Source organism: Streptomyces sp. NBC_01474, from assembly GCF_035918215.1.
Lineage (GTDB): Bacteria > Actinomycetota > Actinomycetes > Streptomycetales > Streptomycetaceae > Streptomyces > Streptomyces aureus.
The window spans coordinates 6,022,632-6,035,612 of sequence record NZ_CP109449.1; the positions used below are offsets into that span (position 1 = coordinate 6,022,632).

Sequence of the window (12,981 nt, forward strand, 5' to 3'; positions counted from 1 at the left end):
GAAAGGGAAGGCTCAGACGTGAACGTCTCACGGACCGACCGGGCGGCGACCGGCGCCGACGCGGCGGCCGCCGCACTGGTGCAGCCGGAGTCCGCGGTGGCGCAGCCGGAAGTGGCGGGCGCTCCCGCTGCACCCGAGGGTGCCGCGCCGAACGGCTCCCGCTGGGGTGCGCTCGGCCCGGTCGGACTCGTGCTCGGCGGCTGTGTGTCCGTGCAGTTCGGCGCGGCCGTCGCGGTCACCCTGATGCCGCGCACCGGTGCGGTCGGCGTGGTCACCCTGCGGCTGGTGTTCGCCGCGATCGTGCTGCTCATCGTGTGCCGGCCCAAGCTGCGCGGCCACTCGCGCGCCGATTGGGGCACCGTCGTCGCCTTCGGCGTCGCCATGGGCGGCATGAACATGCTCTTCTACCAGGCGGTCGAGCGGATCCCCCTGGGCCCGGCCGTCACCCTGGAGGTGCTCGGCCCGCTCGCCCTGTCGGTCTTCGCCTCCCGCCGTCTGGTCAACGCCATCTGGGCCGGCCTCGCGCTCTGCGGCGTCTTCCTCCTCGGCGGGGGCGGCTTCGGCGGACTCGACCTGGTCGGCGCGGCCTTCGCCGTCTCGGCGGGCGGCATGTGGGCGACGTACATCATCTTCAGCGCCCGTACGGGGCGGAGGTTCCCGCAGGCGGACGGGCTCGCCCTCGCGATGGCGGTCGCGGCCGTGCTCTGCCTGCCGCTCGGTATCGCGGAGTCCGGCTCGAAGCTCGTCGTGCCGACGACGCTGGCGCTCGGCGCGGCCGTCGCCGTCATGTCCTCGGTCCTCCCGTACACCCTCGAGCTCCTCGCGCTGCGCCGCATGCCCGCGTCCACCTTCGCGGTCATGATGAGCCTCGAACCGGCCATCGCCGCGCTCGCCGGATTCCTCATCCTCGACCAGGCGATGTCCGCCCTCGGCGCCCTGGCGATCGCCCTGGTCATCGCGGCCAGCATCGGCGCGGTGCGCACGCAGGTGGGCCGGGGGCGGGCGAAGATGCCCGAGCCGGAGGCCGGGAAGGTGCCCGCACCGGAGGCCGAGTAGGCCAAGTAGGCCGAGCGTCAGGCTGGTTGACGCGCGGGTGCGGCGGACGTCGATGACGGGCTGAGCGGAGCCCCCGATGTCCGCCGCACCCGTTTCGCATCGCCTTCACCTGGCCAATTTTCATACAAGCACGCTTGATTGTTTCTCCGGGCACTGCCATGCTCCGGGGCACGCCGTCGTGCCCCGAGGGGAGCGCATCGTGTCCGACCCGTTGGCCGTGCTCGAGGATCTGCGCAGTGAGAGCGCCGAACTCGACCGGATCGTCCTTGAGCTGAGCGAGGACCGATGGGCCCTCGCCACGCCAGCGCCCGGCTGGAGCGTGGCCCACCAGATCGCGCATCTGGCCTGGACCGACCACTCCGCCCTGCTCGCCGTCACGGACGCCGACGCGTTCGCCGCCCTCGTGCGGGAAGCCGTCGCCGCGCCCGATGCCTTCGTCGACGCGGGGGCGAAGGAGGGCGCCGCGCTGCCGCCCGTCGAACTCCTCGCCCGCTGGCGCGCGGGCCGCGAGGAACTGCTCCGGTCCCTGGTCGCCGCCCCCGCGGGAACGCGCTTCCCCTGGTACGGGCCACCCATGTCGGCCGCCTCCATGGCGACGGGCCGCCTCATGGAGACCTGGGCCCATGGGCAGGACGTGGCCGACGCGCTGGGTGTCGAACGCGAGCCCAGCGACCGGCTGCGGCATGTGGCCCGCATCGGGATCCGGGCCCGCGACTTCGCCTTCGCCGTACGCGGGCTGACCCCGCCCGCCGAGGAGTTCCGCGTCGAACTGACCGCTCCCTCCGGCGACCTGTGGACGTACGGGCCCGAGGACGCGGCGCAGCGCGTGACGGGATCCGGGCTCGACTTCTGCCTGCTGGTGACGCAGCGGGCGCACCGCGACGACGTCGACGTACGGGCCGAAGGCGCCGACGCCGACCGGTGGCTGGACATCGCCCAGGCCTTCGCGGGGCCGCCGGGGCCGGGGCGTGTGGCGAAGGGGGCCGGACGGTGATCGAGGACGTACTGCGCATAGGCAACGCCTCCGGCTTCTACGGCGACCGTTTCGACGCCCTGCGCGAAATGCTCGAAGACGGCCCCCTCGACGTCCTGACCGGCGACTACCTCGCCGAACTGACCATGCTCATCCTGGGCCGCGACCGCCTGAAGGACCCCGTGCGCGGCTATGCCCGCACGTTCCTGCGCCAGCTGGAGGAGACCCTCGGCCTGGCGCTCGACCGGGGCGTGCGGATCGTCGCGAACGCGGGCGGGCTCAACCCGGCCGGACTCGCCGACTCCATAAGGGAGTTGGCGGACCGGCTCGGCCTCCACGCGCGCGTGGCGCACGTCGAGGGCGACGACCTCTCCCCGGGCGGGCGTTTCCGGGGCGCCCTCACCGCCAACGCCTACCTCGGCGGCGCCGGGATCACCGCCTGCCTCGCCGCCGGCGCCGACATCGTGGTCACCGGCCGCGTCACCGACGCCGCCCTGGTCACCGGGCCCGCGGCCTGGCGCTTCGGGTGGGAGCAGGACGCGTATGACCGGCTCGCGGGGGCCGTCGTCGCCGGGCACATCCTGGAGTGCGGGACCCAGGCGACGGGCGGCAACTACTCCCGCTTCGCCGGGCGGGCCCGCGATCTGCGGCGCCCCGGTTTCCCGCTCGCCGAACTCCACGCGGACGGCTCCTGCGTCATCACCAAGCACCCCGGCACGGGCGGGCTCGTGACCGTGGGGACGGTGACGGAACAGCTCCTCTACGAGACCGGCGGTGCCCGGTACGCCGGACCCGACGTGACGGCGAGGCTGGACACCGTACGGCTCACGCAGGAAGCCCCGGACCGCGTCCGCGTCGAAGGCGTACGAGGCGAGGCACCCCCTCCCACCCTCAAGGTCGGGCTCAACCGGCTCGGCGGCTTCCGCAACGAGGTCGTGTTCGTGCTGACCGGTCTCGACATCGAGGCCAAGGCGGCGCTCGTACGGGAGCAGATGGACGAGGCGTTCGACCGTGCCAAGTCCCGCCCCGCGCAGGTGACGTGGGAGCTGGCGCGCACGGATCGGGCGGACGCGGACACCGAGGAGACCGCGAGCGCGCTGTTGCGGCTCGTCGTCCGGGACGGCGACGCGGACGCGGTGGGCCGCACCCTCAGCAGCGCCGTGATCGAGCTGGCCCTCGGCAGCTACCCCGGCTTCCACGTGACGGCCCCGCCGGGCAAGGGCGCGCCTTACGGGGTGTTCGAGGCGGCGTACGTGGACCGGGCTGACGTCGACCACGTGGCGGTGCTGCCGGACGGGGAGCGGAAGGCGATCGCGTACGACGGTGCCACCCGCGCCCTCGTGGACGTGCCCGCACCACCCCTGCCCACACCTCTGCCACCCGGCCCCACCCGGCGTGTTCCCCTCGGCCTCGTCGCGGGCGCCCGCAGCGGCGACAAGGGCGGGGACGCGAACGTGGGGGTGTGGGTGGAGGGAGACGGAGGCGGGGGTGGGGACGGAGACGGAGACAGGGGCGGGGACCAGACCTGGCGGTGGCTCGTCCATGAGATGACAGCTGACAGATTTCAGAGTCTGATATCTGAAAGTCGTCATCTGACAGTTGTCCGGCACGTGCTGCCCAACCTCCGCGCCCTCAACTTCACCGTCACCGGCCTCCTCGGCCAGGGCGTCGCCTCCCAGCACCGGTTCGATCCTCAGGCCAAGGGGCTCGGCGAGTGGCTGCGCTCCCGTCATCTGGACATACCGGAGGTGCTCCTGTGACCGTTCTCGCCTCGGCTCTGGATGTCGGCGGTGCCGACTTCGCCGCTCACCGCGAGGCCATGCTCGGCAGGCTCGACGCCCTCGACGCCGAGCACGCCAAGGCGCTCGCGGGCGGTGGTGAGAAGTACGTCCAACGGCACCGCAAGCGCGGCAAGTTGCTTGCCCGCGAACGTATCGAGCTGCTGCTCGACCCCGATACTCCCTTCCTCGAACTCTCCCCCCTCGCGGCCTGGGGCAGCGACTACACCGTCGGTGCCTCCCTCGTCACGGGGATCGGGGTCGTCGAGGGCGTCGAGTGCCTGGTCACCGCGAACGATCCGACGGTGCGCGGTGGAGCCAGTAACCCGTGGTCCCTGAAGAAGGCCCTGCGCGCCAACGAGATCGCGTTCGCCAACCGGCTGCCCTGCATCAGCCTCGTCGAGTCCGGTGGCGCCGACCTGCCGTCCCAGAAGGAGATCTTCATCCCGGGCGGCGGCATCTTCCGCGACATCACGCGCCTCTCCGCCGCCGGGATCCCCACCGTCGCCGTCGTCTTCGGCAACTCCACCGCCGGCGGCGCGTACATCCCCGGCATGTCCGACCACGTGATCATGGTCAAGGAGCGGGCGAAGGTCTTCCTCGGCGGGCCGCCCCTGGTGAAGATGGCGACCGGTGAGGAGAGCGACGACGAGTCGCTCGGCGGCGCCGAGATGCACGCCCGTACGTCCGGGCTCGCCGACTACTTCGCCGTCGACGAGCGGGACGCGATCCGGCAGGCCCGCCGCGTCGTCGCCCGCCTCAACCACCGCAAGGCGTACGGGGATCCACAGCTTGTGGAGCCGCCCAAGTACGACAGCGATGAACTCCTCGGCATCGTGCCCGGCGACCTCAAGGTCCCCTTCGACCCGCGTGAGGTGATCGCCCGGATCGTGGACGGCTCCGACTTCGACGAGTTCAAGCCGCTGTACGGGTCGAGCCTCACGACCGGCTGGGCGTCACTTCACGGCTATCCGATCGGCATCCTCGCCAACGCGCAGGGCGTCCTGTTCAGCGAGGAGTCGCAGAAGGCCGCCCAGTTCATCCAGCTGGCCAACCAGCGCGACATCCCGCTCCTTTTCCTGCACAACACCACCGGCTACATGGTCGGCAAGGAGTACGAGCAGGGCGGCATCATCAAGCACGGCTCGATGATGATCAACGCTGTCAGCAACAGCCGCGTGCCGCACCTGTCCGTCCTCATGGGCGCCTCGTACGGGGCCGGGCACTACGGGATGTGCGGGCGGGCCTTCGACCCCCGCTTCCTGTTCGCCTGGCCGAGCGCCAAGTCGGCTGTGATGGGGCCGCAGCAGCTCGCCGGTGTCCTGTCGATCGTGGCCCGCCAGTCCGCCGCCGCGAAGGGGCAGCCGTACGACGATGAGGCGGATGCCGCCCTGCGGGCCATGGTGGAGCAGCAGATCGAGTCCGAGTCCCTGCCGATGTTCCTTTCCGGGCGGCTGTACGACGACGGGGTCATCGACCCGCGCGACACCCGGACCGTGCTCGGCCTGTGCCTGTCCGCGATCCACACGGCGCCCGTGGAGGGCGCGCGCGGTGGATTCGGCGTGTTCCGGATGTGAGGCCCATGACCACGCGAATGATCACCTCTGTACTCGTCGCCAACCGCGGCGAGATCGCCTGCCGCGTCTTCCGTACCTGCGCCGAGCTGGGCATCCGGACCGTCGCCGTGTACTCGGACGCCGACGAGGACGCCCTCCACGCGCGCGTGGCCGATGCCGCCGTACGGCTGCCCGGGGCGTCGCCCGCCGAGACGTATCTGCGCGGCGACCTGATCGTGAAGGCGGCCCTTGCCGCGGGCGCGGACGCCGTGCACCCCGGGTACGGGTTCCTGTCCGAGAACGCCGACTTCGCGCGGGCCGTCGCCGACGCGGGCCTGACCTGGATCGGGCCGCCGCCCGAGGCGATCGAGGCCATGGCGTCCAAGACGCGCGCCAAGGAACTCATGGGCATCGAGCCCCTGAAGACCGGTGACATCACGGCGGGAGACCTGCCCGTCCTCGTGAAGGCGGCGGCCGGCGGTGGCGGGCGCGGCATGCGCGTCGTACGTGAACTGGGCGACCTGGACGAACAGTTGGCCGCCGCCGGCGCGGAGGCGCTGAGTGCCTTCGGGGACGGCGAGGTGTTCGTCGAGCCGTACATCGAGGGCGGCCGGCACGTCGAGGTGCAGATCATGGCCGACGCGCACGGCACCGTGTGGGCGCTCGGTACCCGTGACTGCTCGCTCCAGCGGCGCCATCAGAAGGTCATCGAGGAGGCGCCCGCGCCAGGTCTCACCCCTGAACTAGAGGCATCTCTACGCGAGACGGCCGCGCGGGCCGCTCGCGCCACCGACTACCGGGGCGCTGGGACCGTCGAGTTCCTCGTCGCCGGCGGCAAGGCGCACTTCCTGGAGATGAACACCCGTCTCCAGGTCGAACACCCCGTCACCGAGGCCGTGTTCGGCGTCGACCTCGTGGCGCTGCAACTGCGCGTCGCCGAGGGTGAGCCCCTGGACGAGGAGCCGCCCACCGCGCGAGGCCACGCGGTCGAGGCCCGTCTGTACGCGGAGGACCCGGCCGCCGGCTGGGCCCCGCAGACCGGCACGCTGCACCGGCTGTCCGTCCCGGAGGCCGTACGCCTGGACACCGGGTTCACCGACGGTGATCCGATCGGGGTGCACTACGACGCGATGCTCGCCAAGGTCGTCGCGCACGCGCCGACCCGCGCAGGGGCCCTGCGCAAGCTGGCGGGCGCCCTGGAGCGGGCCGTCGTGCACGGACCGGTCACCAACAGGGAGCTTCTCGTACGGTCGCTGCGGCACGACGAGTTCATCGCGGGCGGCGCGGACACCGGGTTCTACGACTGGCATCTGGCCGCGCTCACGGCGCCGAGCCCGGATCCGTACGCACCGCTCGCCGCGGCGCTCGCGGACGCGCACGGCCGGTCCCGGTTCGGCGGCTGGCGCAATGTGGCCTCGCAGCCGCAGGTCAAGCACTACCGCACCGAACCCGACGGGGCCGAGCACGAGGTGCGCTACCGGCACACCCGCGACGGTCTGGCCGCGGACGGGGTACGTGTCGTCCGCGCGACGCCGGCGCTCGTCGTGCTCGAAGTGGACGGCGTGGTGCGGAAGTTCGACGTCGCGGCCCACGGGGAGCGCGTGTATGTGAACGGTGCCGCGCTCACCGTCCTGCCCCGTCTGCCCGAGCCCGTCGCACGCCAGGAGCCGGGGTCCCTGCTCGCGCCGATGCCCGGCACCGTCGTCCGGCTCGCCGAAGGCCTCGCCGAGGGCGTCACGGTCGTCGCGGGACAGCCCCTCATCTGGCTGGAGGCGATGAAGATGGAGCACCGCATCACCGCTCCCGCCTCCGGCACGCTCACCGCTCTGCACGCCGCGCCCGGCCGCCAGGTCGAGGTCGGCGCCCTGCTCGCCGTCGTACAGGAGGATCAGTCATGAACGCTCCCGTCCTCGAATCCGAGGAGCACCAGGCCCTGCGCTCCGCCGTCGCCGCTCTCGGCAGCCGCTTCGGGCGCGACTACATGACCCGCGTCGTCCGTGAGGGGGGCCACCCCGAGGAGCTGTGGGCGGAGGCCGCGAAGCTCGGGTACCTGGGCGTGAACCTGCCCGAGGAGCACGGCGGCGGGGGCGGTGGCATGTATGAACTGGCGTTGGTGCTGGAGGAGTTGGGTGCCTCCGGCGCGCCCTTGCTGATGATGGTCGTGTCGCCCGCGATCTGCGGCACCGTCATCTCCCGCTTCGGCACGCCCGAGCAGAAGGCGGCCTGGCTGCCGGGTCTCGCCGACGGCAGCCGCACGATGGCGTTCGGGATCACCGAGCCCGACGCGGGCTCCAACTCGCACCGCATCACCACCACCGCCCGCCGTGACGGGGACAGCGGCGACTGGATCCTGTCCGGGCGCAAGGTGTTCGTGTCAGGCGTCGACATAGCCGACGCCACCCTCATCGTGGGCCGCACCGAAGACGCCCGTACGGGCAGCCTCAAGCCGTGCCTGTTCATCGTGCCGCGCGACGCCGAGGGGTTCGGGCGGCGGCAGATCGACATGGAGCTCCAGGCGCCGGAGAAGCAGTTCGAGCTCGTCATCGACGACGTGCGGCTCCCGGCCGACGCGCTCGTCGGTGACGAGGACGCCGGGCTGCTCCAGCTGTTCGCGGGCCTCAACCCCGAGCGCATCATGACGGCCGCGTTCGCGATCGGCATGGGCCGCTTCGCGCTGGCCAGGGCCGTCGGGTACGCGAAGGAGCGCAGCGTCTGGAAGTCGCCCATCGGCGCGCACCAGGCCATCGCGCACCCGCTCGCGCAGGCCCACATCGAGCTGGAGACAGCCCGTCTGATGATGCAGAAGGCGGCCCATCTGTACGACGCGGGCGACGACATCGGGGCGGGCGAGGCCGCGAACATGGCCAAGTACGCGGCAGCGGAGGCCTGCGTGCGGGCCGTCGACCAGGCGGTGCACACGCTGGGCGGCAACGGGCTCACCCGCGAGTTCGGCCTCGCCTCGCTCATCACGGCGTCCCGCGTGGCCCGCATCGCGCCCGTGAGCCGGGAGATGATCCTGAACTACGTGTCCCACCAGACCTTGGGACTGCCGAAGTCGTACTAGCGACCTGAGCCGGAGATCCGGGCCCCTGGGGAGTGTCCGCGGATCATGGCCGGGCTCGCCCCGTGGGGCGCCGTGAAGTACGTCATAGTTCCGTCGGCGGGCCGTGCCGGTCTCTTCGTGGCTGTCATCGGCAACGGCCCACCCTCGTAGGTGAATCCGAGGGCGCCCCGTCGACCGTCCGGGCGGTATGTCGCCCACGGTCACGGCAGGGCGACTTAGGTAACCCTTCCCTGCGGTCGGGGGTGCCTGGTACTGATGGTCGGGTTCTGCTCAGCTCGTCGGAAGTCTCGCCATGAACCAAGACAATTCCCCTGGCCTCATACCCTTCACGATCGACCTGACCTTCGAGGAGGCCCGGCGCCGTGCCGAGGTCGTGGCCGCGCTCGGCCCCGACTGGGATCCGGCGGCCGTCCTGCGGGGCGAGGACGAGGCGCACGCCCTCCTCTACTCGGGTCTGGACGCCGAGCAGCAGCACACCTACGACCTCCTGGTGGCCGCCGGTGTCCTGCCGGGAGAGGAGCCGGGCCGTGCGGCTTCCCATTGATCCGCAGGCGGACATCGCCCGGCGCGCCTGGGTGGCCTGCCCCGTCTGCGACGACGCCCGCCACTGCACACCCTGCGCCGACCGCCGCAACTGCCGGGAGCACTGGCGCTACCTGATCTCCAGTCAGGGGCCGGTCCTCCACCTCCAGTGCCCCCAGTGCACTCATATGTGGTCCCTGAACACCCGGCCGGGCGTGACCGGGCCCGACGGCAGAACGCTCTGACCCGCGGCCGGGCGGCCGGATCCTGATTCATGCAGGCATGCTTGATTGTTTCTGTGCCCGCTGCCACTCTCTGAACGTCGCACCCACGTGAGCGGAGAGGGGCCGTGCCGCGCGCCGCCTCGGGAAAGATCCTCCGCCGACAGCTCAGGGAGACATCGTGAGCACCGAAAAGACCTTGGTCCGCTCCTCGCACGAGTGCGGGATCACCACCCTCACCCTCGACTCCCCGGCCAACCGCAACGCCCTCTCGGCCGCGCTCGTCGCCGAGCTGTCGGACGCGCTCACTGCATGCGGCAAGGACGACGCCGTACGGGCCGTCGTCCTCACCCACACGGGCAACACGTTCAGCGCGGGCGCCGACCTGAAGTCCCCGCCCCCGCCCGAGGCCCTGGTCGCGCTGCTGCGGCAGATCGTCGCGCTCGACCGGCCTGTCGTCGCGCGGATCGCCGGGCACGTGCGCGCGGGCGGGCTCGGTCTGCTCGGGGCCTGCGACATCTCGGCCGCGTCGGACGCCGCCTCGTTCGCGTTCACCGAGGTCCGCATAGGGGTCGCGCCCGCCGTCATCTCGCTGCCCCTGCTGCCGCGCACCGACCCGCGCGCCGTCGCCCGCTACTACCTGACGGGCGAGCGCTTCGACGCGGCGGAGGCGGTCCGCATCGGGCTCCTGACGACGGCCGGGGACGACGTCGACGCCGCCCTCGCCCCCGTCCTCGACGGGCTGCGCAGGTCGTCCCCGCAGGGCCTGGCCGAGACGAAACGGCTGCTCACGGCTAAGGTGCTGGAGGCCTTCGACCGGGACGCGGCCGACCTGAGCGCGCTCTCGGCCCGGCTGTTCTCCTCCGCGCAGGCAAGCGAAGGGATGACGGCCTTCCTCGAACGACGGGATCCCGCATGGGTGCTGTGACCTCATCCGGTACGGCGGTGGAGCGCGCCCCCAAACAGGACCGCAGCCGCGCCACCCGCCGGCGGCTCCTCGAAGCGGCCGTGTCGTGCCTCGCCGAACGCGGCTGGTCGGGCTCGACGGTCTCCGTCGTCGCCGAACGGGCCGGGGTCTCGCGCGGCGCCGCGCAGCACCACTTCCCGACCCGCGAGGACCTGTTCACGGCCGCCGTCGAGTACGTCGCCGAGGAGCGCTCGACCGCGCTGCGCGCCCTGCGCCCCCGCGGCCGCACCGAGGTCGTCGCCGCCCTCGTCGACCTGTACACGGGCCCGCTGTTCCGGGCCGCCCTGCACCTGTGGGTGGCGGCGTCGAACGAGCCGCAGCTGGGCGGCCGCGTCACCGAACTGGAGGCCCGCGTCGGCCGCGAGACCCACCGCATCGCCGTGGAGCTCCTGTCCGCCGACGAGTCGCACCCCGGCGTCCGCGAGACCGTGCAGGGACTCCTCGACATGGCGCGCGGCCTCGGCCTCGCGAACCTCCTCACCGACGACGGGCCGCGCCGCGAGCGGGTCGTCGCGCAGTGGGCGGCGATTCTGGACGGGGCGCTGGGGTGACCCGGGGCAGGTGACGCACGGGAACGGCGCCGCACGGAAATCCGTGCGGCGCCGTCTGTCGTGCCTGGGCCTGCCGGGGGTGATGCTCAGCCCGACATCTGCCCGTACCCCTCGATGTCGCGCGGGTCGCGGCTGCCCGGCCCGATGTAGCGGGCCGAGGGGCGTACGAGGCGGCCGGTGCGCTTCTGTTCCAGGATGTGCGCCGACCAGCCGGCGGTGCGGGCGCACGTGAACATCGACGTGAACATGTGTGCCGGGACCTCCGCGAAGTCCAGCATGATCGCCGCCCAGAACTCCACGTTCGTCGCCAGGACCCGGTCGGGCCTGCGGGCGTGCAGCTCCGCGAGGGCCGCCTTCTCCAGCGCCTCGGCGACCTCGAAGCGCGGTGCGCCCAGTTCGCGGGCCGTGCGTCGCAGCACGCGCGCGCGGGGGTCCTCGGCGCGGTACACGCGGTGCCCGAAGCCCATGAGGCGCTCGCCCTTGTCGAGGGCCCGCCGGACGTACGCTTCCGCGTCGCCGGTGCGCTCGATCTCCTCGATCATGCCGAGGACGCGAGAGGGCGCGCCGCCGTGCAGGGGGCCCGACATGGCGCCGACGGCGCCCGAAAGGGCGGCCGCGACATCGGCGCCCGTGGAGGCGATGACGCGCGCGGTGAACGTGGAGGCGTTCATGCCGTGCTCGGCGGCGCTCGTCCAGTACGCGTCGACGGCGGCGACATGCTTCGGGTCGGGCTCGCCGCGCCACCGCTTCATGAACCGCTCGACGACGGTGTCCGCCTTGTCGATCTCGTGCTGCGGCACCATCGGCCTGCCCTGCCCGCGGGCCGACTGGGCGACGTAGGAGAGGGCCATGACGGCGGCGCGGGCGAGGTCCTCGCGGGCCTGCGCCTCGTCGATGTCGAGCAGCGGTTTCAGGCCCCACACGGGCGCGAGCATGGCGAGCGCGGACTGTACGTCGACGCGGATGTCGCCGGAGTGGACGGGGATGGGGAACGGCTCGGCGGGCGGCAGGCCCGGGTTGAAGGCCCCGTCGACGAGCAGGCCCCAGACGTTGCCGAACGAGACCTGGCCGACCAGATCCTCGATGTCGACGCCCCGGTACCGCAGGGCGCCGCCCTCCTTGTCCGGTTCGGCGATCTCCGTCTCGAACGCGACGACTCCCTCGAGGCCGGGCACGAAGCCGGGGGCACTGCCGGGGTCAAGGCCGGGGTCGGACATCAGGCGGCTCCTCTGAATGTGTACGACTCTGCGGTTTTCGACTCTGCGGGTGTACGACTTTGCGTGTGTACGACGGAGGACCGCGGTGGTCGTGTGCGGTCCGCATGGGCGTAACGGTTCTGCGGCAGTATGCGCCGGACTGTTCCGGGCTGTGCTGTCCTGTTCCGGTCTGTCCGGATCCGCGGTGGTGGCGGCTCCGGGGGCTCAGGGGCCGGATCGGTCACCCCGGTGATGCCCCGTTCGGCAGGCGGTCACCCAACCGAAGGGGCGGCGGGACCGACGACAATATCCGCTGGTGCCACCCTTGGGGAGAGTGCGCGGCACTCAGTGCCACTCAGTGATGAACTCCACGCGGCCGACTGCCCCACGCGTACGGCAGGATGACCGCGTGAGCGACCACGACCACCACGCACCCCAGAACCCCGCCGTCATGCGTGCGCAGTACCGCCCGCCGGGTGAGGGACTCCTGGAGGAGGACGTCCCCGCGCGCCCGATGGAACTGTTCGAGCTCTGGTTCAACGAGGCCACGCGGGCGCGCGGCGTCCTGTACGAGCCGAACGCGATGGTGGTCTCCACGGCGGACGCGGCCGGCCGGCCGAGCTCGCGCACCGTGCTGCTCAAGGCCTACGACGACCGGGGCTTCGTCTTCTACACGAACTACGGCTCCCGCAAGGCCCGCGACCTGGCGGCGAACCACGAGATCGCGCTGCTGTTCCCCTGGCACCCGATGGCCCGCCAGGTCATCGTCTCCGGCACCGTCGCCCACACGAGCCGCGAGGAGACGGCCGCGTACTTCCGCTCCCGCCCGCGCGGCTCCCAGCTCGGCGCGTGGGCCAGCGCGCAGTCGCAGATCCTCACCTCGCGCGCCGAACTCGACACCGCGTACGCCGAACTCACCGAGCGCTACCCGGAGGGCGAGAACATCCCGGTGCCCGACCACTGGGGCGGCTTCCGCGTCACCCCGCGCACGGTCGAGTTCTGGCAGGGCCGCGAGAACCGCCTCCACGACCGGCTGCGCTACGTCCACGAGCCGTCCGGCGCCTGGCGCGTCGAACGCCTCGGCCCCTGACCCGCGG

General features: G+C 72.2%; 12 protein-coding genes. 11 read left to right on the forward strand and 1 reads right to left on the reverse strand.

Annotated features, from left to right (window positions below; genetic code table 11):
- The first annotated feature begins 75 nt into the window (after positions 1-75).
- From OG758_RS27710 to OG758_RS27755, 10 genes are all read left to right on the forward strand, one after another.
- A complete protein-coding gene (locus OG758_RS27710) occupies positions 76-1,056 on the forward strand; it encodes an EamA family transporter (protein ID WP_382060695.1) in 981 nt (326 codons plus the stop codon).
- A 199-nt stretch (positions 1,057-1,255) separates the two neighbouring features.
- A complete protein-coding gene (locus OG758_RS27715) occupies positions 1,256-2,050 on the forward strand; it encodes a TIGR03084 family metal-binding protein (protein WP_326712431.1) in 795 nt (264 codons plus the stop codon).
- Positions 2,050-3,789, forward strand: coding sequence for an acyclic terpene utilization AtuA family protein (locus tag OG758_RS27720; protein ID WP_326716049.1), 1,740 nt, complete (start codon positions 2,050-2,052; stop codon positions 3,787-3,789). Before OG758_RS27715 ends, OG758_RS27720 begins: the two co-directional genes overlap by 1 nt.
- On the forward strand, positions 3,786-5,384 hold the full coding sequence (locus OG758_RS27725; protein WP_326712432.1) for an acyl-CoA carboxylase subunit beta: 1,599 nt from the start codon (positions 3,786-3,788) through the stop codon (positions 5,382-5,384). Before OG758_RS27720 ends, OG758_RS27725 begins: the two co-directional genes overlap by 4 nt.
- Positions 5,385-5,401: 17 nt before the next feature.
- The gene (locus OG758_RS27730; protein WP_326716050.1) at positions 5,402-7,261 is read left to right on the forward strand and encodes an acetyl/propionyl/methylcrotonyl-CoA carboxylase subunit alpha; all 1,860 of its coding nucleotides are present in this window, start codon (positions 5,402-5,404) and stop codon (positions 7,259-7,261) included.
- Positions 7,258-8,427, forward strand: a complete 1,170-nt coding sequence (locus tag OG758_RS27735) for an acyl-CoA dehydrogenase family protein (protein ID WP_326712433.1) — start codon at positions 7,258-7,260, stop codon at positions 8,425-8,427. Before OG758_RS27730 ends, OG758_RS27735 begins: the two co-directional genes overlap by 4 nt.
- A 292-nt stretch (positions 8,428-8,719) precedes the next feature.
- Positions 8,720-8,971, forward strand: coding sequence for a DUF6400 family protein (locus OG758_RS27740; protein WP_326712434.1), 252 nt, complete (start codon positions 8,720-8,722; stop codon positions 8,969-8,971).
- On the forward strand, positions 8,955-9,194 hold the full coding sequence (locus OG758_RS27745) for a hypothetical protein (RefSeq protein ID WP_326712435.1): 240 nt from the start codon (positions 8,955-8,957) through the stop codon (positions 9,192-9,194). Before OG758_RS27740 ends, OG758_RS27745 begins: the two co-directional genes overlap by 17 nt.
- Before the next feature lie 157 nt (positions 9,195-9,351).
- Complete coding sequence (locus OG758_RS27750; protein WP_326712436.1) at positions 9,352-10,098, forward strand: enoyl-CoA hydratase family protein; 747 nt, start codon at positions 9,352-9,354, stop codon at positions 10,096-10,098.
- A complete protein-coding gene (locus OG758_RS27755) occupies positions 10,086-10,688 on the forward strand; it encodes a TetR/AcrR family transcriptional regulator (RefSeq protein ID WP_326712437.1) in 603 nt (200 codons plus the stop codon). The genes OG758_RS27750 and OG758_RS27755 overlap by 13 nt, the downstream gene beginning before the upstream one ends.
- 86 nt (positions 10,689-10,774) lie before the next feature.
- Here OG758_RS27755 and OG758_RS27760 read toward each other — a convergent pair whose 3' ends face one another.
- Positions 10,775-11,905 carry a citrate synthase 2 gene (locus OG758_RS27760; protein WP_326712438.1) on the reverse strand — a complete coding sequence of 377 codons (1,131 nt, stop codon included), beginning with the start codon at positions 11,903-11,905 and terminating at the stop codon, positions 10,775-10,777.
- A 430-nt stretch (positions 11,906-12,335) separates the two neighbouring features.
- Here OG758_RS27760 and pdxH point away from each other — a divergent pair, with 430 nt between their 5' ends.
- A complete protein-coding gene (gene pdxH, locus OG758_RS27765; protein ID WP_326716051.1) occupies positions 12,336-12,974 on the forward strand; it encodes a pyridoxamine 5'-phosphate oxidase in 639 nt (212 codons plus the stop codon).
- Positions 12,975-12,981: the final 7 nt, after the last annotated feature.